At 50.7% G+C, this 20,720-nt stretch carries 17 protein-coding genes; 12 read left to right on the top strand and 5 right to left on the bottom strand.

The features are described 5' to 3' along the window. Window positions 1–9: 9 nt before the first annotated feature. Window positions 10–1,038 carry an adenosine deaminase gene (add, locus tag C7E00_RS08290; RefSeq protein WP_105304911.1) on the bottom strand — a complete coding sequence of 343 codons (1,029 nt, stop codon included), beginning with the start codon at window positions 1,036–1,038 and terminating at the stop codon, window positions 10–12. 416 nt (window positions 1,039–1,454) lie between these two features. Then, window positions 1,455–2,630 carry an IS110 family RNA-guided transposase gene (locus C7E00_RS08285; RefSeq protein WP_105303714.1) on the bottom strand — a complete coding sequence of 392 codons (1,176 nt, stop codon included), beginning with the start codon at window positions 2,628–2,630 and terminating at the stop codon, window positions 1,455–1,457. 314 nt (window positions 2,631–2,944) lie between these two features. On the opposite strand from C7E00_RS08285, the gene C7E00_RS08280 reads away from it, so the two are divergent. The 6 genes from C7E00_RS08280 to C7E00_RS08255 all read left to right on the top strand — a co-directional run bounded on the left by C7E00_RS08280 (window position 2,945) and on the right by C7E00_RS08255 (window position 9,819). After that, window positions 2,945–4,123 carry a BMP family ABC transporter substrate-binding protein gene (locus C7E00_RS08280; RefSeq protein ID WP_105303842.1) on the top strand — a complete coding sequence of 393 codons (1,179 nt, stop codon included), beginning with the start codon at window positions 2,945–2,947 and terminating at the stop codon, window positions 4,121–4,123. Window positions 4,124–4,211: 88 nt separating this feature from the next. Next, on the top strand, window positions 4,212–5,765 hold the full coding sequence (locus C7E00_RS08275; protein WP_105303841.1) for an ABC transporter ATP-binding protein: 1,554 nt from the start codon (window positions 4,212–4,214) through the stop codon (window positions 5,763–5,765). After that, window positions 5,758–6,927, top strand: a complete 1,170-nt coding sequence (locus C7E00_RS08270) for an ABC transporter permease (protein WP_154503559.1) — start codon at window positions 5,758–5,760, stop codon at window positions 6,925–6,927. Before C7E00_RS08275 ends, C7E00_RS08270 begins: the two co-directional genes overlap by 8 nt. 1 nt (window position 6,928) lies before the next feature. Beyond that, window positions 6,929–7,888, top strand: a complete 960-nt coding sequence (locus C7E00_RS08265) for an ABC transporter permease (protein WP_105303840.1) — start codon at window positions 6,929–6,931, stop codon at window positions 7,886–7,888. 57 nt (window positions 7,889–7,945) lie between these two features. Further along, window positions 7,946–8,893 carry a nucleoside hydrolase gene (locus C7E00_RS08260; protein ID WP_105303839.1) on the top strand — a complete coding sequence of 316 codons (948 nt, stop codon included), beginning with the start codon at window positions 7,946–7,948 and terminating at the stop codon, window positions 8,891–8,893. Then, window positions 8,890–9,819 carry a nucleoside hydrolase gene (locus C7E00_RS08255; RefSeq protein ID WP_105303838.1) on the top strand — a complete coding sequence of 310 codons (930 nt, stop codon included), beginning with the start codon at window positions 8,890–8,892 and terminating at the stop codon, window positions 9,817–9,819. The genes C7E00_RS08260 and C7E00_RS08255 overlap by 4 nt, the downstream gene beginning before the upstream one ends. A gap of 138 nt (window positions 9,820–9,957) precedes the next feature. Here the strand turns inward: C7E00_RS08255 and C7E00_RS08250 are convergent, their stop codons facing one another. Continuing rightward, window positions 9,958–10,851: a ribokinase gene (locus C7E00_RS08250; RefSeq protein ID WP_105303837.1), complete on the bottom strand. Its 894-nt coding sequence runs from the start codon at window positions 10,849–10,851 to the stop codon at window positions 9,958–9,960. 108 nt (window positions 10,852–10,959) lie between these two features. On the opposite strand from C7E00_RS08250, the gene C7E00_RS08245 reads away from it, so the two are divergent. Together C7E00_RS08245 and C7E00_RS08240 are read left to right on the top strand one after the other, a co-directional pair. Continuing rightward, the gene (locus tag C7E00_RS08245; RefSeq protein WP_105303836.1) at window positions 10,960–11,703 is read left to right on the top strand and encodes a nucleoside phosphorylase; all 744 of its coding nucleotides are present in this window, start codon (window positions 10,960–10,962) and stop codon (window positions 11,701–11,703) included. Then, window positions 11,700–12,290 (top strand): NAD(P)H-dependent oxidoreductase, encoded by a 591-nt coding sequence (locus tag C7E00_RS08240; RefSeq protein WP_167836530.1) that lies wholly within the window; start codon window positions 11,700–11,702, stop codon window positions 12,288–12,290. Before C7E00_RS08245 ends, C7E00_RS08240 begins: the two co-directional genes overlap by 4 nt. A gap of 124 nt (window positions 12,291–12,414) precedes the next feature. Here the strand turns inward: C7E00_RS08240 and C7E00_RS08235 are convergent, their stop codons facing one another. Then, complete coding sequence (locus tag C7E00_RS08235; protein WP_105303834.1) at window positions 12,415–13,623, bottom strand: IS110 family RNA-guided transposase; 1,209 nt, start codon at window positions 13,621–13,623, stop codon at window positions 12,415–12,417. A 298-nt stretch (window positions 13,624–13,921) separates the two neighbouring features. Continuing rightward, window positions 13,922–14,794, bottom strand: a complete 873-nt coding sequence (gene rnhC / locus C7E00_RS08230; RefSeq protein WP_105303833.1) for a ribonuclease HIII — start codon at window positions 14,792–14,794, stop codon at window positions 13,922–13,924. A gap of 71 nt (window positions 14,795–14,865) precedes the next feature. On the opposite strand from rnhC, the gene C7E00_RS08225 reads away from it, so the two are divergent. Genes C7E00_RS08225 through C7E00_RS08210 form a run of 4 tightly spaced genes read left to right on the top strand, consistent with a single transcriptional unit; the run spans window position 14,866 to window position 20,716 of the window. Next, window positions 14,866–15,576, top strand: a complete 711-nt coding sequence (locus tag C7E00_RS08225; RefSeq protein ID WP_167836529.1) for a CvpA family protein — start codon at window positions 14,866–14,868, stop codon at window positions 15,574–15,576. Further along, on the top strand, window positions 15,551–17,875 hold the full coding sequence (locus C7E00_RS08220) for an endonuclease MutS2 (protein ID WP_167836528.1): 2,325 nt from the start codon (window positions 15,551–15,553) through the stop codon (window positions 17,873–17,875). The genes C7E00_RS08225 and C7E00_RS08220 overlap by 26 nt, the downstream gene beginning before the upstream one ends. A gap of 2 nt (window positions 17,876–17,877) precedes the next feature. After that, window positions 17,878–19,656, top strand: coding sequence for an excinuclease ABC subunit UvrC (uvrC, locus tag C7E00_RS08215; protein WP_105303830.1), 1,779 nt, complete (start codon window positions 17,878–17,880; stop codon window positions 19,654–19,656). Between the two features lie 4 nt (window positions 19,657–19,660). Beyond that, window positions 19,661–20,716: a M15 family metallopeptidase gene (locus tag C7E00_RS08210; RefSeq protein WP_167836527.1), complete on the top strand. Its 1,056-nt coding sequence runs from the start codon at window positions 19,661–19,663 to the stop codon at window positions 20,714–20,716. Window positions 20,717–20,720: the final 4 nt, after the last annotated feature.

The following is a 20,720-nucleotide window of genomic DNA, read 5'->3' as shown; positions in this document are numbered from 1 at the left end:
GGCTGTTTTTCAGTATTGTGTCAATGCCTGTTCCAGTGCTTTGCGGACAGGCTCTTTTTCTGCTTCGCTGCAGAACGCAGCATTGATGGCGTTGAGATTCATCAGCACGAGATCTTTTTCTGTGAAGCCCATTTCCTTCAGGCAATGCTGATATTCGCTCTCGAGCGTCACCCCGGCAAGCGTCCGGTTGTCAGTATTGATCGTGACCGGAAGCCCCATCATCAGCAAGTTCTTAGCAGGGTGCTGTTCATAGGAAGGCTGGGTCAGGCACTGGATATTCGAGGTCGGGCATACTTCAATCGTGATGCCTTTTTCAATCGCCTTGCGGGCCAGGGCAGGGGAATTGTAGACATGGTGTCCATGGCCGATGCGCACTGCTCCGAAGTCCATCGCATCCCTGACCGTATCCGGTCCCTGGCTGTCACCCGCATGGCAGGTGAACGGAACGCCGAGTCTGGAAGCTTCTTCAAACAGCGGGGCAAAATTCTTCAGGGGAACAAATCCCTCCGCGCCAGCCAGATCGATGCCGACCAGGCCTTTTCCGAGATAATCCGGAGCGATCTTCACAGTCTCCATATTCTTGTCCCAGTTTGCGGTCTCCGGACCGACGCACATCATGCAGGCAAGAATTCCGATGCTGATATCTGAATACTTATCCAGAGCTTTCTTCCTTCCGCAGAGGACTGCCTCGATCGCATCGCGCTGCGTCATTCCCTCTGCAGTATGCAGCTGGGGAGCGAAGCGGATTTCGGCGTAGCAAACATGATCTTCTCTCAGATCTTCGATCAGTTCAAAGGTAAGCCGTTCAAGTGCTTCCGGTTTCTGCATGACCCGGATCGGGTCATCGAACATCTTGAGATACTCATTGACAGAACCGGAATTTGCATGGATACGGACCCATTTCATGTAGGAAACCGGATCGCTCCAGGGAAGTTCAACGTGATTCTGCTCAGCCAGCTCGAACAGGGTTTCAGGCCGGAAGGAACCGTCCAGGTGGCAGTGAAGTTCTACTTTCGGAAAATCAAATTCAGTCTTCATCTCTGATTCCTTTCTCATTTCTTTCTTAATTCAGTAAAAACAGGCTTTCTTCTGCATGTCAAGAGACAATGAATATGAAAGGTACTTAAATCAGCTTGTTGACATTCCCTGTGAAAGAGGGTAACGTGAAAATAGTGAAAGCGATTCCATCCGGCCAATGTATCATAGAGTACATAATTCTGTATTCAGTATGCGCTGGCCCTGGAATTGCCTATCCACTGAATTGTGTAAAGCAAATAGTAGGAGGATTTAACTATAAGGAAGTCAAGTAGAAATTGACAGAAAGTGAGATTTAAGACGAAATCCAGCAGAATCTCACAAGTGATCTTTGAAATCGTGAATAAAGTACAGTTAAAACAACTACATTTGTAGCTTTGACTATGATGTGGATTATGTTTATCAGAATGAATCAATGGTTAGTGTACTAAGGCAGAATCGTAGACTGTATCGGTGGAGAGAAGCTTGTATATCACTCTCAGGAGCTTGCGGACGCAGTGTCCTTGAGCACAACGGTAAGTCTTTCCCTGATCTCGTTTCTTAGTATAATAATCATTGAAGACCTGGCAGTATTTACAGACTGTGAAGACAGCTTGATACAGGGCCTTGCGCAGATACCTGGATCCATGTTTGGAAATAGGCATGTGTGCAGCGTCATATTTGCCTGACTGGTGCACAAGAGGCTCCATACCGGCATAGGATATCAACTTCGCTGCTTCAGGAAAGTCGTTGATATCGCCGATCTCCGCAAGAATAGTCATTCCTGTTATGTAAGAGATGCCGGGAATGGAAGTTATAGGAGAGTTTAGCTGGTGACTGAATTCTTCTATTTTCTTATCCAGAGTGTCAATCTGTTCAGCTCTAGTATTGATCAGAGCAATCATAGACTGAACTTCAAGCGCAACGGCTGTGTTGTCATCACCCACTGAATTACGTGCAGCTTCTTTGATCTCTTCGGCAGTCACCTTAGAGCGTCTGCCGCGTCCGTTTACCTCAAGGGCTTTACGAAGGTTTCTGATATCTTCAGAAGCGATAGAAGCAGCACTTGGATATTCGGACAGGAACTGCATATAGGACTGAGAATATCTTGTCCAGGAGAGAGTATTTACTTCTGGGAAGACAATATCGAGAGCACGTTGAAGGCGGTTCATATCCTGATTCTGCTGCTCCTTCAGCTGGTGATAAAGACGAGTCAGCTCACGCAGCTTATCTGTTTGCATGGTCACAGCGGAGACAGAACGCCAGAACTTCTTCTCGCTGAGCATTTCAGCTATAAGCAGAGCATCCTTACGGTCATTCTTGGCCGACATACCAAGCTCTTTGCGACGCAGAGCAGTGGATCTTGGATTGATATATTTGACGGTGAACTTCTTCTCCAGAAGAAATTTCGTCAGATTGATCATATAGTGCCCGGTATCTTCCATGCCTACAGCATGTTTACGATGAAGAAACTGCTTTGTTTTGGAATAAAACAGATCAAGCCCTTTCTGATCATTCGTGAAAAAGAAAGACTTGATAAGAACTTCGCCGGTTTTGTCATCCATCACTGCAGCACAGTGCTTGAACTTACCGACATCAATGCCAATGCAAATCATAGTAATAACTCCTTTTAAAGATTGAATGTGACGAATACCTGTGCCACCGCCTCAAAAAGTATCAGAGAGTATGGTTCAAAATGTGAACTCACTTCAAGAAAAGAGAAGGGCTCATCTAACTAATCACAGTTACCTATACAACGAAGCGGCCAGATAATCCTCCACGTAGTCAAAGCTACAACAATGAAAAGTACAGGTACGCATTCACGATCTCAATTCTACACGGTTACCGGACCGATACTAAACCCGGTAGAGAAAGGAGACGCATACAAGTTATGCTTGGCTGGATGAGCCTAATTTGTATATACCAAAACATGAACAGAACAATTAAAGCTTTGCTTGCACTGGGAATGGCTGTTTCGCTGGCAGCCTGCGGAGGATCTTCATCATCCGCTGCAGCTACCGCAGCCGCGGAAGGATCTGCTTCAGCTGCTGCTGGAGGCGGATCTTCTTCGGAATCAGGAAAGGTCTACAATGTCGCGTATCTCGTCAACGGAAACCTGGGCGACAAGTCGTTCTTCGATTCTGCTGAGTCTGGTCTTGAACAGCTGAAGGCTGACGGACGCATCACTCTGACGACCATTGAGATGGGCGGAACGGATGAAGACAAGCCGAAGTGGCTGCAGACATTGTACGATGTTTCTGATGAGGGTGATTATGATGTCATCGTCTGCGGAACTTATCAGATGCCTGACTATCTGAAAGAAGTTGCAGAAAAGTATCCGGATCAGAAGTACGTCATCTTCGATGATGATACGTATGCAGGACAGGATTCCAACGTCTGCAACATCGTCTACAAGCAGAACGACCTCGGCTACCTGATCGGCACGATGGCTGGTATGGTAACGGAAGATACTTCGATGGATAAGATCAATGCGGATAAGGTCATCGGCTTCGTCGGCGGCTATGATTCCCCGGTTATCAACGACTTCCTGTACGGCTATATCGAAGGTGCTCAGGCAGTTGATCCGGAGATCAAGGTTGATACCCGTTACACTTCCGACTATGTCGATACTGCTAAGGCTAAGGAATATGCTTACAGCATGATCAACGATTCCAAGTGCGACATCATCTGGGGTGTTGCAGGCAACGCAGGCAACGGTGCTGCTGAAGCAGTCCTCGAATCCGGCAATGCTTGGTTCATCGGTGTTGACTCCGACCAGGAGCAGACGCTGTCCAGCGATCTGGCTGCGATCACTCTGACTTCCGGCCTCAAGAACGTCGGCAATTCCCTGATCTGGTTCTTCGATGAGCTGGATGCTGGAAATGAGCACTATGGTGAAAGAGTTTCCCTTGGTATCGCTGAAGGCGGCGTCGGTATCGTCACGGATAAGAACTATGACAAGTATCTGTCTGATGATATCAAGAATGCTGTCCAGGCTGCGATCGATGGAATCTCCGATGGTTCGATCAAGGTTGATTCCGCTCTGACCGATGATGGCAACACTGCTGCTCAGGCTCTGCGTGATTCCGCACAGCCGAGTGCTAACTGAGAATCTTAAAACAATCTGAAAGCGGTATGGGGCTGGCAGTTTCTCAGCCCCATGCTTGTTTTAGAAAAGAGAAAGAAAGGGTAATGCTATGGATGATTATGTAATCCAGATGAAGAAGATTACCAAAGTCTACCCGAATGGCATTGTAGCAAACCAGGACGTCGATTTCAGCGTGAAGCGCGGCGAGATTCATGCGCTCATGGGTGAAAACGGAGCTGGCAAGAGCACACTGATGAAGATGCTGTTCGGACTGGAGCAACCGACTTCCGGAGAAATCTGGGTGAATGGGGAAAAAGTCAGCCTGACTTCTCCGAACGTCGCACTTCAGCATGGAATCGGCATGGTCCATCAGCACTTCATGCTGGTGCCGAGTCTGACCGTTGCCGAGAACATGGTGCTCGGCATGGTGCCGACGAAGAACGGACTCATCGATTATAAGAAAGCCGTTGAGATCACTGAGGAATACTCGAAGAAATTCAATCTCGAAGTAGAGCCGAATGCGAAAGTCCGTGATATTCCGGTCGGCATGAAGCAGAAGGTAGAGATTCTGAAGGCTCTAGTCCGCGGTGCGAAGATTCTGATTCTCGATGAGCCGACTGCAGTTCTTACCACACAGGAAACTACGGAACTGTTCCGTGAGCTCAAGAATCTGAAGAATCAGGGATTCACGCTGATCTTCATCTCCCATAAGCTGAATGAAATCATGGAGATCACCGACCGCATGACGATCTTGCGCGGCGGCAGATCCATGGGGGTCTACAATACAGCGGATGAGGATGAAGAGAAGATCTCAAGGCTCATGGTCGGCAGAGATGTTGTTCTGAAAGTTGAGAAAGACAAGGCAAAGCCGACGGATACCGTATTGAAGGTCAGAGATATCGAATACGTCAATGACTGGGGCAAGAAGATGCTTGATCATGTATCGTTCGATGTCCGCAAGGGTGAGATCCTCGGCATTGCCGGTGTTGAAGGCAATGGCCAGAAGGAACTGGTCGATATGCTGTTCGGCTTCAATACGCCGAATGCCGGCACGATTGAAGTCAATGGACAGAATACGATCGGCATGAGCCAGAGAGAACTCCGGAAGAACCATATCGCGCTCGTTCCGGAAGACCGTATGCTGTACGGCATTGCCGGCAAAGCGACGATTGAAGAGAATCTGATGAGCGACCGCATCAGCGAATCGAGATTCAATAATGGCATTCTGTTCAATATGCCGGCGATTCATCAGGAAGCAGATACCTTGATCAAGGATTATACGGTGCTCTGCAAGAACCGCAACCAGCAGGTCGGCAATCTGTCCGGAGGCAATATCCAGAAGGTCGTTGTCGCCAGGGAATTCAGCAATGATCCTTATCTGATCATCGCCGATCAGCCGACCAGAGGTATCGATGTCGGTGCCACGGAATTCATCCGCAAGAAGCTGGTCGAACTTTCCAGAAGCGGCATTGCAGTACTGCTGATCAGCGCTGACCTCAACGAAGTCATGGAGCTCAGCGACAGTCTGATCATCATGTGCGGCGGTCATATTGCAGCATATTTCGAAGATACTTCCGATCTGAGCGATGAGATGATGGGCAAGTATATGCTTGGCGTTGAGCAGCAGAAGCCGGAAGAAATCAGGAGGGTCTGCCATGAGTAAGAAAAGCGGATTATCCATCAGTCAGAAAAATAATATGAAGTTCAGCCTGCTGCGCGGTGCAGCAGCGCTTGGAATTGCATTGATCATCACTTTCCTGCTCATCTTTCTGAGCTCGGAAGGTGCGAATGCAGGCGAAAAGTTTGTCTCCAGCATCGATGCCATCCGGACGATGCTCGTGACCCCGTTCGTCAAGAATAACGGCAGCTTCAATTCGAAGAGCTTCACCGATATTCTTGCCGGCATGGTGCCGATCATCTTCACGGGTCTTGCGACTTGCGTCATGTTCTCGGCAAACCAGTTCAACCTCGGTGCAGAAGGAGGCATCATGCTCGGTGCTTTCATCGGCGGCCTGATTGCGGTTTACTGGAAGCTGCCGGGAATCCTTCTGCCGATTGTTGCCATCATCGTTTCGGCAGCAGCGGTCGGAGTGCTGATGCTGATTCCGGCAGTTCTGAAAGCGAAACTTGGAGTTTCCGAAATGGTCAACTCCCTGATGCTGAACTATATCATCCAGTATCTGATCAACTACCTGATGAACACGAAGTTTGCAGACACTTCCAAGGGAAGCACGCAGACGTATTCCTTCCAGGATAACGCCAGTCTTGCTCAGATCGTCGACAATGGTTCGGGTTTCTCTATTGCGTTCATCGTTGCGATCATCTTCGTAGTCATCACCTGGTACTTCATGTACCGCACGAAATGGGGCTACGGCATCCGGATGACCGGCATCAACCAGCCGTTCGTCATGTATTCCGGCATGAATGTCGGTCTGATCATCATCCTTTCCCAGGTCGTCGGCGGACTGCTTGCCGGCATGGGCGGCTCTCTGGAGATGCTCGGACGGAACCAGTATTACAACTGGAGTGCATTGCCAGGATATGGATGGACCGGTATCACGGTTGCTATCCTGGCTGGCAATAACCCTGCATATGTTCCGCTGGCAGCGTTCTTCATGAGCTATCTGACCAGAGGCTGCACGCTGATGGCTACGTACAACAATGTTCCTTCTCAGCTCATCTCGATCATCCAGGCAGTGATCTTCGTCTTCTTCGCAGCGGAACAGTTCCTTGCGAAGTATCGTCAGAAGCTCGTTGTCCGGACTGCTCAGGAAGAAATGAAAGAGGCTCAGCAGGAAAAGATTGCGGAAGGAGGCACGAAGTAATATGTCATTCATCTTCACTACAGATTTCTTCTTCTCGATCTTCCGTATCGCTACTCCGATTCTGCTGGCTACGATGGCAGCGGTCATCGGTGAGAAGGGCGGCATTTCCAACATCGGTCTTGAAGGTATCATGATGATGTCCGCACTCTTCGGATCTCTGACTGCATACTGGACCGGCAGCTGGTTCATCGGCGTTCTGGTTGCAGTTGCGGTCGGACTGCTCGAAGCACTGCTCATGGGTTTCTTCGCCTTCAAGCTGAAAACGGATATCATCCTTACCGGTACCGCCATCAACATGATCGGTTCCGGAGGCACGCTGTTCCTCGTCAAGGTCATCACGAATGCGACCGAAGGCAAGGCACTTGCTTCTACCACCGGCCTGATCACGAAGAATCTGCAGATTCCGGTATGGAACATTCCGCTGATCAAGGATATTCCGGTCATCGGCCAGGTCATCTCGGGCCACAGTGTCATGACCTACATCAGCTTCGTGCTGGTATGGCTGACCTGGGTGCTGCTGTATCGCACGTCGCTTGGTCTCAATATCCGTTCCGTCGGTGAAAACCCGGATGCGGCTTCCTCGGTTGGTGTCTCGGTTCTGAAGATCCGCTACATCACCATCGGCATCACCGGCATTCTGGCTGGTCTTGGCGGAGCATATATGTCCATGTACTATGCAATGGGCTGGTCTCAGGATATGGTTGCAGGACGCGGCTTCATCGCTCTGGCAGCGCAGGCTATGGGCGGCGGCGAGCCGGTCGGCTGCATGTTTGCGGCTCTGATCTTCGGTTTTGCTCAGGCTCTCGGCATCAAGGTTTCGGCTATGGGTGTCGATTCGAATCTGGTCGCTCCGATTCCTTACATCGTCACTATCATCTCACTTGTCATCTTTGCGATTTCACAGCGGAATAGTGAGAAACGCCGCCATTCTGCGCAAGCTCTGAAAGAAGCTTCTAAGTAGTCAGAATTCCAGGAAGGGGACGCAGAGTTCTCCTTCCTTTTTTCAAGAGGTAAGAATATGAAACGAATTCCTGTGATCCTGGATGGAGATCCGGGACACGATGATGCGATTGCCTGGGTATTTGCCAAAGCCAGCCCGAAGCTTGACATCAGAGCTGTCTGCTCCGTCAACGGCAACCAGACGATTGAAAAAACTACCTATAATGCCAGAAGAATCATGGCACTATTGGGCATCGATGCGCCCTTTGCAAAAGGGGCGATCCGGCCGATGATCGCGGATGTGATGCCGGCTGGAAACTGGCATGGGGAAAGCGGCCTGGACGGACCGGCAATGCCGGAACCGGATCAGGAAATCTCTCCGCTCTCTGCACCGGATCTGATGGCCAAGGTCATTTCGGAAAGCGAAGACCCGGTCACCATCATTGCGACCGGACCGCAGACGAATGTCGCAGAGCTGCTTGTCAGCCATCCGGAAGTAAAAGACAAGATCGGCCGCATCAGCTTCATGGGCGGCGGCATTGCCTATGGCAACTGGATTCCCGGCGCGGAATACAATATCCTCTGCGATCCGGAAGCTGCCGATATCGTCTTCCGTTCCAGAATTCCGCTGACCATGAGCGGACTGGATGTAACCGAAAAGGCAATCATCAAGCCCGAAGACATTGCCCGTATCCGGGCTGTGGGCAACCAGGTCAGCCAGATCACTGCAGACTGGGTTGAATTCTTCATCCAGCATCCGATGGATATCGGCTATGCTGGTGCCCCGGTGCATGATCCATGTGCGGTGCTGACACTGATTGAGCCGCAGATCTTCACGATGAAAGATCTGCATGTCGACATCGAACTGACTGGCCAGTATACGCGCGGAGCAACCGTTGCCAGCATGGAAGACTGGCAGATTCAGAATCCGAATGTCACCTGCGCGCTGACCATAGATCAGTCTGCTTATGTCGATCTTCTGATTTCCTATCTGCATGCTTATGACGGAAGGGAGGTACGCATATGAGTATTCCGGTATGGATGGATATGGACACTGGCGAAGATGATGCAATTGCCATCATGACAGCGTTCCAGCTGCCGGAGCTTCAGGTGGTCGGCATGTCTGCCGTCGCAGGCAATGTCGAACTGAAGCATACCTTCCGCAACACTCGCAATGTGCTTTCTCTGATCCATAGAGAAGACGTGAAAGTATACCCTGGCGCCGAGAATCCATTGCGCCAGAAGCTCACCACCGCCGCATACGTGCATGGCGAAACAGGCCTCGCTTCTGCGGTACTGCCTGAATCCAAAGCTCCTTCTGAAACAGAAAAAGCATGGGATGCGCTCTATCGGACCGCTAAGGAATACCAGGGTGAACTGAACCTGATCCTGACTGGACCGGAAACCAACGCTGCGATTGCGTTCTTCAAATATCCGGATCTGAAACAGTATCTGAAGCGGATACTGATCATGGGCGGAGCTGCTGTGGGCGGCAATTCCACGCCTGCTGCAGAATTCAATATCTGGGCAGATCCGGAAGCGGCGCAAGCCGTATTCCAGAGCGGTGTCGAGGTTGTGATGGGCGGTCTTGATGTCACCTCGAGAGCGGGCCTTTCCAAAGAGGAGGTTGAGGAACTCGACCATTATCCTAACGCTGCCTGCCGCCTGTTTCGGTCCTGTACGGAACTTGCAAGAAAGCTATACAGCGAGCATCATAACGACACGCTGCTGATCCATGATGCATGTCCGGTCATCTATGCCGCTCATCCGGAATACTTTACCGGGACGAAAGCTGGTGTCGTGATCGAAACCAGAGGAACGTATACCAGAGGCAAGACGGTGACAGATCTCTATACGGATTCTTCCTATCCGCTGCAGCAGACGATCGTCGTAACGGATGCCAACCGCAAGGCTGTCGCAGATACGATCCGGACTGCTCTGGAGGCTTACTGAGTTCTTTCTGACAAAATGTATTTCCTCAACCGGGTGATCGCTGCTGATCGCCCGGTCTTTTTCATACTGTTCTGCTGCAGAAGGGAAAGCATCATAAAACCGGCAGTCTCAGGAAGACCGCCGGTTATGTGAAAAACTTTATTTCAGGATGAGATGGCTGGATAGCACTTCATAGATTTCCGGAATTGAAGCACTTGCCCCATTTCTGGTAACCGCGATGGCACTTGCCGTGCTTGCCAGTCTCAGAACATCCGCTTCAGAATATCCCTGCATCAGGCAGGAGATGAAGTAGCCCGTAAACGTATCGCCGGCACCGGTCGTATCAACAGCTTTGACATTGTAGCAGCCGTGATGCAGCACTTCCTTGCCATTCCAGTAATCAACTCCTGCGGAACCCAATGTCATGACAATCTTCGTATCCGGATATCTGGACGCAAGCTCCATCAGCGGGTGATCGGCATGCTCAGACAGTTCTTCCGCTTCTTCCTTGTTGACGATGAGGTAGCTGACTTCCTGGAGCGGAAGCGTGCGGATCACTTCATTCATCGGGGAAGGATTCAGAACGATCGTCATTCCGAGTTCATGCGCTTTATGAATCAGATAAGCCAGTTCATTGATTTCATTCTGCAGTACAATCCAGTCTCCGCGGGAGAAATCAGAGAGCACTTCATCGATGAAGTCCTTCGTCATGGAACGATTGGCACCGCCATAAAGAACAATGCAGTTTTCTCCGTGAGGGTCCACCTGGATGAAGGCATTGCCGCTGGCAACATCATCCAGCACGCGGATATGGTCGGTATTGACGTGATTGGCCTTAAGAGTGTTCAGAAGAAGGGCCCCGTCCTCTTTTCCGACAGCGCCGGCATGATAGACTTTGGAGCCTGCTTTTGCGATTGCGATGGACTGATTCAGACCTTTGCCGCCCACATTCAGGGTTCTTGAAACAGAAGATTCTGTTTCGCCTGGTCTGACAAAATGATCAACCTGGTAGGTATAATCCAGATTCAGAGAACCAAAATTAAGAATTTTCATCTGCTGTTTCCTCTTGGCTTCATTTTATGATGATTTCAGACCATGGTCAACTTTCCAAAAGGGGTTATGATGATAATAATGGAAGAGGAGAAATGGAGAGTACCTATCATGAAAGAAGCACATATTCAGCTAGATTCATCAGTTGGCGCAAAGGCAGCGATCCTGCCAGGCGATCCGGCCAGAATTGACCGGATTCTTCCGTATCTTGAGAATGCAGAAGCACTTGCGTATAACCGGGAATATCGTTCAGTTGCAGGCATGTATCATGGCATGAAAGTCATTGCAATGTCTACCGGCATGGGCGGCAGCTCCGAAAGCATTGCCGTAGAAGAACTGCATCATATCGGCGTGACCGGAATGGTCAGAATCGGTTCCTGCGGCGCATTGCAGAAGGGGATCGGTCTCGGCGATCTGGTTGTCGGCTGCGGCGCGATCAGGGATGACGGCGCCAGCAAGGCTTATGTCAAAGACATCTATCCGGCAGTTCCGGATACGGATCTCCTGTTTGAAATCCTGTCTGTTGCAAAGAAGAATGGGTATCCGGTTCATTGCGGAGTCATTCACAGTCATGAGACGTTCTACACGGATACGAATGATGCCGAAGAAGCTGCCTGGTCAAAGCTTGGCGTGCTCGGGTCTGACTTTGAGAGTGCAGCATTATTCACGGTCGGAAGAATCCGCGGGGTCAGAACAGCTTCGATTCTGAATAATGTCGTGCTTTACGGAACCAGCACCGAGGATTCGATCGGCAGCTATGCTGATGGAGCGTCTCTGACCGCCGAAGGGGAAAAGCGTGAGATCATCACCGCCCTTGAAGCATTGCATGCATGCTGGGAGAAAGGGCTGTTATGAAACGAGTCCTGATCCTTGACAGCACCACGCGTACTGGCAGCAGAACAGCATCTCTGATGGATGCGTTCTGTTCTGGTCTTGATCCGGAGTGCGTATATACGGAACTGCTGAGATTATCAGAACAGAATCTGAAACCGCTCTATGGGGAAAGCCTTCAAGAGCGTGACCGTCTGCTTGCCGAAGGAAATCGGACGGCAGAACGGTTCCGATATGCATGGCAGTTCCGTTCGGCGGATGTGATCGTCATTGCTGCACCGTTTTATGATCTGAGCATTCCTGCGCTTCTGAAGGACTATATCGAGAACATCACCGTCGAAGGAATCACTTTCTCTTCGAGCGAAACCGGTCTGAAGGGAGAATGCAATGCCAGCGAGATGATCTTCCTGACAACGCGCGGAGGGTTAGTGGAAACCGGGAGCGAATGGGAGCTTGCAACCCCGTATCTGAAAGGATTATGCGGCATGCTCGGCATTGATCATTTCAGCTGCATCGCGGCAGATGGCATGGATGTGCAGGGAATTGATACTGCTGCCCGTCTGGAAAAAGCATCTGCAGAAGCAAAGAAGAAAGCATCTGAGATCAGGTAGAGAGTTCTTAGGAAACTCGCTAAGGGTTGTCAACAGTAAATGCACTAATGAAAAGAATGCACACTATGAAAATCCGTTCTGTACAGGACGGGTTTTCTTTCGGGCTGGTTGTCATGATTATGAATCAGCTTCTGTAAGCTTCCATGGACCTTGCGTAGTAGATTCGGAAGAACTTATTCATTGCCGCAACGATAGCCTGCTTGTCTTTCTTGCCTTCTGATTTCTTCTTCAAATAGTAATCATAGACAGCTGTATCTTTTGCGGGTTTGATCTTTCTGAGATTCTTTACCAAGAGATATCCAAGCTTTCTCAGCTGCTTGGATCCTTTTCGGGTGATCTTCCGGTCGGATGCTTTGAACTGGCCGCTGTCATAAGGCGGGACATCGATTCCGATACAGGCGATCAGGGCATCTCCGGAATGGTATCTTCTTGGATCGCCTACCTCCGCCACAAGCAGTGGTGCCAGAACATCTCCGACGCCGCTCATTGCACGAACTGCTTCATATTCCGGCCGCTTCTCCGCAAGTTCTCTGATCTGTGTTAGTATTTGATAGAGCACTTGATTCAGACCTTTCAGTGCCGCTACAGCTTGTTCTACAAGCAGCCGGCTCGTCGGATCATATGCCAGTGTAGGGATGCCTTCCTTTGCCAGTGAATAAATCTTGTCGGACTTATTCTGACGCGGACGGTATCCTTTTTTCTTCGCCCATTTACTGAAACGTTCATCAAATTTCTTTGGCCCGAGCGATGTGATGTAATCATAGTGACGGAACTCCTCCAGGAAGTCTGCCAGCCGGTCTTTACCGGTTACCGGATCATATCCATCGAATTCTTTTTTGATTCCCGGCATTACCTGATCGATCAGGTGGTCCAGATTCTGGACCAGCGCCACATGCGGCTTCATATAACTGAGACATTGCCTTGATAATGCCTTCATGGCCGCATACTCTTTGTCAGCCCGCTGATACTCCTTCAACTTATTCCATTCCTCGATTGTGTACTGTGCGATTGCCATCGCATCTATACTGTCATTCTTAACTCCTCTGAAGTTGATGTCAGCCCGGTATTTCTTCATCGCAAGCGGATTGATCTCGGACACGAAGATGCCTTCATCCAGCAGGTAATACAGGACTGGTCTGCTGTAGGACCCGGTGGCTTCCATGACGACCCGAACATCATTCTTTCCACCGTAACCTTTGATTTGCTTTGTTAATTCCTTCAGATCCATTTCCGTATGTGAGATCTCATACGGAGCCTTCAGCACTTCTCCGTATTCATTCGTTATACAGATCGTACTTTTCAGCTTTGAAACATCGATTCCCACGCCAATCATAAAAACGGTCTCCTTTCTGCGCAGTAATATGCAGTAATCGGCGACCGCTCACACTTATTCTTCAAGCATTTTAGTAAGATACCAGAGTGTTATTTCAGACTCAACTCGCGTAAACGAATGTATTAGGATAAGGGAACGGCTGGCAGTTTTCTAAACGGACGCTGTTTCTCCAAAAAGACTCACGCCAGACCGGATTACTACTCCCTTATCCTAAAATAAGTGCAGCTGGCTGACCATCTGGGTGATGGTTTTGCCGACTACGCTTATACCGTACTAAAAGACCGAAAGAAAAACTGCATCATCGGTGCAGTTTTTCTGTATTCCGGAAATGCAGCTTTGCGACTTCGGACAGCTGATCCATACCAAAGCGATTCACGAATTCCAGTGCGCAGTCATCGACTTTCGTGCCTGCACCTTTCTGGAACTTCATTCTGTATTTCTTTTCCATCTCATCCATGGAGACGAGGAATGCATATCTGGCAATGACCGAAGCGGAACCGACAGCAGGATACTTGTTCTCTGCTCTGGTCTCAAAGGTGATGCCTCTGATCACGGTTTTCTCATGCGTCAGATAATGGTAGTACTGAGGCTCCGGGGCAAACTGATCGATGATCCGGAAGTCCGGAAGTCTGCTCTTCTGCGACAGATTCACATAGGCCTGGTTATGAAGCTTTGCCTTGATCGCATTCATGTTGCTGGAGGCATGGACCTGGTTGTACTTCTCAGGGTTCACAATCAAAAGGCTGTACCGCAGCGTCTGCATGAGCTTCGGAGCGATCTTGCGGATCTCTGCATCGGTCAGTGCTTTGGAGTCCCGGACGCCCAGTTCCTTCAGCATGCCGAGGTCGCTTTCCTGCACGATGCAGGCACAGACGCAGACCGGGCCGAAATAGTCACCGGTACCGACTTCATCGCTTCCTGCCTGAGGAAATTCCGGCTTCTTTGCATGGGGATGAGAACGGAGTTCTTTCCGGAACGGGGATGCATAAACTTCAGCATCTTTTCCCTGGAATACGACTTTTCCGGAAGTATAGGCAGTAATGACGCAGTTTTCAGGCCGGAGCTGATATTCTCCATAAGGAGGAACCCGTTCCGATGCGGTATCCTTCCAGGCTTCATACAGGGTCCTGCGTTCTTCGGGGGAGAGCACTAAGGTAATTACTTCAGACATGGCTCCATTCTACCATGATTTGCCAACCCGAATCAGATCGGCGTAAACTGTTAGGCGAAAGGCGGAGAACTATGATCACGATTCCGGAAGGATGGTTTGCAGGAATAGATATTGCAGTTGTGATCTTCTATGCGGTGCTGATTGCCAAGGGAGCGAAGAAGGGCTTTCTGTATCAGATTCTGTCGTTTGCGGGTACCGTGCTTTCTTTCTTCATCGCCTGGCGTTATGATTCCGTAGCAGCCCAGTATATCCGCCTATGGCCGAAGGACTGGAACCCGTTTGCGGATTCGCTGTTTGCAGATTCGTTTATCGACTTCATGAATGAAGCAGTGTGGTTCCTGGCGCTGTTTCTGATCGTGAGGATCATCTTTCATCTGCTCTGCAGCCTCGCCTCTGGACTTCAGAAAGTTCCGGTGCTGCGGGAAGCGAGCGGACTGCTGGGCGGACTGCTTGGAGCAGGAATCGCGACGATCTGGATTCTCGTATTCTCGGTCTTTCTGAATACGCCGGTATTTGCTAATGGCACAGCTTGTGCAGATTCGACGCTGATCGGTAAAATCAGCGAACCGGTATCGGAAACGATGAGCGAGCTCGGGGTTCAGACCAACAGCATGAAAGCTCTGAACAAATTGTTTACGGATATGAATTCCATGGATGACAGCGATAAGCAGGCAGTTGCGAAGTGGCTGGAATCGCATGGGTATGAAAAGCTGGAAGAAGGAATTCAGATTTCTCTTCCATCAGATGGAGATCGCAATGAATCAGCTGGAGAACAGTCTTGAACTGAATATCATCATTGAACAGATCGCAGGACTCTGTTCTTTTTCACTTGGCCAGGATGCAGTGAGGGCTCTGGAGCCTTCTTATGATCCGCTGGTCATCCGCAATGAGAATGCAAGGATCCGGGAAGCGCTGGCGGCGGTGATCCATGATGGGCCGATGCCGTTCCATGGCATCAGGGATCTGTCCGGGATGCTGAAGAATGCCGTAAAGGGAAGATTGCTCACGGGAATGGATCTGGCTCAGGAGATCTCGTTCATCCAGGGCATCCATGCGATTAAGAGCTATGAGCAGGGACTTGAGACGCCTCATGAGGCGATTCATGATCTCGTCTCGACCATGACGGAACATCGGGCAGCGGAGAAGATGCTTTCTTCCTGCGTGAATGAATACGGAGAAATTCTCGATACGGCAAGTCCTGGTTTACGGGAAGTGAGAAGACAGCTGAGGAATGTCGACGGAGAGATTAGTTCTGCCGTGCAGAGATTTCTTTCTGCTCACAGCTCTTCGGTTGTCGATTCGATCGTGACGTACCGCAATGGCAGAGCGGTGCTGCTGATCAAGGCGAGTGAGAAGAACAGTTTCGGCGGTCTTCTGTATGGCGACAGTGCGAGCGGTCAGGCAAGCTATGTGGAGCCGGCGGCTCTGGTCAGCGTGAACAACCGGAAACAGGAACTCGCTGCCCGGGAGCAGGAAGAGATTGCGGAAGTGCTGCGCAGATGCTCGAAGGTCGTGCAGGACATCGCCAGTGAAGAGCTTGCCAACCTGGAAACCTGCACCTTGCTCGATTCTCTGTTTGCAAGAGCAGAATGGGGAAAAGAACGGGATGCGATTGCGGCAGCACTCAGCGAAGAGAAAGAAATCAATCTGAAGAAAGCAAGACACCCGCTGATTGATCCGAAGAAAGTCGTGCCGAATACGTATCGTCTGAAAGATCCCCAGCGGATGCTGCTGATCACCGGTCCGAACACCGGCGGCAAGACGGTTTCCATGAAAATCATCGGTCTCTTCGTGCTGATGACGTACTGCGGCATACCGGTGCCGGCGGAAGATGCGAAGGTTCCGTTCTTCGATCATGTCTATGCGGATATCGGCGATGATCAGTCGGTCGTTTCATCTCTGAGCTCCTTCAGCGCACATGTCGAGAAGCAGGCAGACATCCTGCGCAATGCGACCAGCGAGTCGCTGGTGCTGCTGGATGAAATCGGCAGCGGCACGGATCCGAAGGAAGGCGAAGCGCTGGCAATTTCCATTCTCAATGAACTGCGCAGCCGGCGGACGATGACCGTCGCAACGACGCATTACAGCCGGCTTAAGGCATACGGCAAGCGGCACAGCGATATTCTGTTAGCAAGCGTGCAGTTTGATATGGAGAAACTGGAGCCGACTTACCGGTATCTGGAAGGCGTGACTGGACAGTCCAACGCCCTCGAGGTCGCAAAGCGCTATGGTCTTCCGGATGACGTGATCCGGTATGCCAGATTTCTGAAAGACCAGGCAAGAAGCGAAGAAGACCAGCTCATAGAGAAACTTGAAAAACAGCTCAATGAGACAGAACTGAAGAATGCTGCCCTCGATGCGAAGCTCGAGGAGATCAAGGCATACCAGCGCACGCTCCATACCGAGAAAGTGAATTTCGAGAAAGAGCGGGATGAATGGCATGCCAAGGCTGAAGCGGAAGCAGATGCATATGTCGAAGAAGCCCGGAAGAAGGCAGATGAGGTGCTGCGGAACATGCGGCGCATGCAGCAGAATGCCCGCTATCATGAAGTGCTGGCTGAGCGCCAGAAGCTGAATCGGGCAGAGACAGAAGAAGAACCGGCTGAGAAGCCGGCTGTAAAGCAGGGAGGCTATCGGCCGGGGGATGTCGTGGAGCTGAGGGCCGGCGGTCAGCCCGCAAAAGTTCTTTCGGTGCGCAAGAAACAGATCGTGATCAGCCTCAACGGGCGCGAGATGCAGGTGAAGGAATCGCAGATCCGTCCGAGTCTGAAGATCATCGCCGATGTGAAGGAGAAGCCGGTGATGACTGTCAGCGGCGGCGATCTCTTTTCCTCGATGCCGATTCAGTGCAACCTGATCGGCATGCATGTAGATGAAGCCATGGAGGCGATGAATTCCTATCTGGACCAGGCAAAGATTCATGGACTGAAACAGTTCCGGATTGTGCATGGCGATGGCAGCGGCGCACTCCGCAAAGCGGTGCATGATTCCCTGGCAAAGAATCCGGACGTGAAGGAATACCGGCTCGGCATGCCGCAGGAAGGCGGAACCGGAGCCACGGTCGTCACGATGAAGGACTGAATATGGATCGGGAGTATATCAAGGCAAAACTGGCGAATCTTCCGGATCAGCCCGGAAGCTATCAGATGAAGAACCGGAATGGAGAAATCATCTATGTCGGCAAGGCGAAGAATCTTCATAACCGGGTCAACCAGTATTTCACCGGAGCCCATGATTTCAAGACCACGAAGATGGTCTCGAACATCGAGGACTTCGATTTCATCGTGACCAGAAGCGAGAAAGAAGCCCTCGTGCTCGAGATCAACCTGATCAAGAAATACCGGCCGAAATACAACATCCAGTTCATGGATGACAGCACCTATCCGTATATCAAGCTGACGAATGAGAAATATCCCCGCCTGCTCATCGCAAGAGACATGAAGAAAGACCGCAAGGCACATTACTTCGGTCCGTTCCCCGATGCTGGCCATGCACGCAATACGCAGAAGCTGCTGCAGAGTCTTTACCCATTCCGGCGCTGCACGCAGATGCCAGCCAAGGTATGCCTGTACTACCATATGGGACAGTGCCTCGGTCCGTGCGAATATGAAGTGGATCCTGAGATCTACGCGAAGATGAACGAGGAAGTCACGCGCTTTCTGAATGGCGATACGAAGGAAGTACGCAAGGAACTGAAACAGAAGATGGAAGAAGCCAGCGAAAAGCTGGAATTCGAGAGTGCCCAGCAGTACAAGGAGATGCTGGAAAGCATTGATTCCGTGACTGCAGACAAACAGATCATCGAACTCGACAACCGCGGGTCCATGGATGTCTTTGCCTGGTACAGCGATAAAGGCTATCTGGCAATTACCGGATTCCTCGTGCGCAATGGCACGATTCTCAGCAAGGAATGGAAGCTGAGACCCCTCTATGGCGATGCGGAAGAAGAATTCTTCTCGTTTGTGATTCAGTACTACCAGGATCATCCGGCAGCGAAGGAACTCGTGCTGCCTCAGGAAGCGGAAGAATCGACGGTGAACGAAGTTGGCGAGATTCTGGGCGTGCAGGTGACGCAGCCGCAGAAAGGATACCGCCGCAAGCTGATCGAGCTCTGCGTTGAGAATGCTAAGAAACAGCTCGAACTGAAGTTCCAGACTGCGGAAAAGCAGGAATCTGAAATCGAAAGTGCTGTGAATCAGCTTTCCGAGCTGGCCGGCCATCCGATGAACCGGGTGGAGCTCTTTGATAACTCCCATACGGCCGGAACCTTTACGGTGGCCAGCTGCGTGGTCTATGAAGATGGAGTCCCGGATCGAAAGGATTACCGCCTCTACCGGCTTCATACCGGCAACAGCGATGTGGATTCGATGAAAGAAGTGCTGTACCGCAGATATTTCCGTCTCATCAAGGAGAACGGAAGACTGCCGGACGGCATTCTTGTCGATGGCGGCTGGACGCAGATCGAAGCCGCGAAGACGATTCTGGATGAACTCGATCTCAGCGGGAAGATCAAGCTGATGGGACTGGTCAAGGATGACCATCATAATACCGATGCTTTGATGGATACCGACGGGAAAACCTTTGCCATCGACAAGGACAGCAGCCTGTTCTTCCTTCTGACGAGGATGCAGGATGAAGTGCATCGCTCGGCAATCACGTATCACCGGAAGCTCAGGGCAAAGGCGCAGACGAGATCCATCCTCGATGAAGTGGAAGGAGTCGGACCGAAGCGCAAGCGGCAGCTGCTGAAGCATTTCGGAAGTTTCACGAACCTGAAGAATGCAGAGTGTGCCGAGATCGCCGAAGTCGTTCCGGAGAATGTGGCGGAAAAAGTATATGAAGCCCTGCATGCGGAGGAATGATATAATGCAGAGTATGTGGAAAGATGCAGCCATTCTTCCTGAACCGCAGCGGAAGCGCTGGACCGCATTCTTCGTGGCATTCGTCGTGCTGTTCACGGCGGTATGCCTGGGCGTGCTGAATTACAACTATGATTCGCTGGCCCGCTATCCGTACAAGGATGAGAAGAGCCGGCAGCTGATCAAGCACTATCTGAATCAGGAAGAGATTGATTATATTATCGAGTATTCGATTCCTCCCAATATGTTCATCGCTTATATCCAGTGTCCTGGCTTCAGTATCTATCATGCGGCGGAATACAAGAAACTGAGCGAATCGGAATGGATGGAATCGCCGGCGCATATCGTGACGATGGTCGAGGAAACCCGCCAGGTCATGGATACTGATACGCTGATCGCCTATCTGGCCGATGGCAATTACAGCTATTCTGATCTGCATGAATATCTGACAGAAGGGGATCCGTATCATTCCGGCAGCACCCTGGTGTCTGATGCAAGCGGAACAGACCTCTGGCTGGATGACAGCCTGACGGTCAGCACGCGCATTCCGTCCGGACTGGCAGTGCTTCCCGCAGAATGGTGCGTGAATGGCAATGCCGTGAGTGTTCTGGATGAGACCAGAAATGCGCTCTCCGGTCTGATGGATGCAATGTCGCTGGCTATGAATAATGGCCTTGAAAGCGGCGGTCTTCTGATTTCCAGGGGATATGTCTCCTTCGAAGATCAGGAAGAACTATTTGAGAAAGCGCAGGAAACTTACGGGAAAGATGCTTCTCTGTATGTATCATATCCCGGTCACTCCGAGCATCAGCTCGGGCTTGCCGTGGACTTTGCGGTCAGCGGAATTCCCGAAGACTCCTTTGAGAAGACTGCTCAGTCGCAATGGCTCGAAGCTCATGCCTGGGAATACGGATTTGTCAGGAGCTATGCGAAGCAGGATGAGCTGCTGACGGGCAAGTATGAATCGTATTCTCATTACCGCTATATCGGAACAGAGCTTGCGGTTTCTCTGCACGAACAGGGAATCACTTTTGCGCAGTATGCCAAGCAGAAAGCATCCTGATCCG

Source organism: Anaerolactibacter massiliensis (genome assembly GCF_900290205.1).
Lineage (GTDB): Bacteria > Bacillota_I > Bacilli_A > Erysipelotrichales > Erysipelotrichaceae > Bulleidia > Bulleidia intestinalis.
This window is presented reverse-complemented; position numbering and strand designations above follow the sequence as displayed.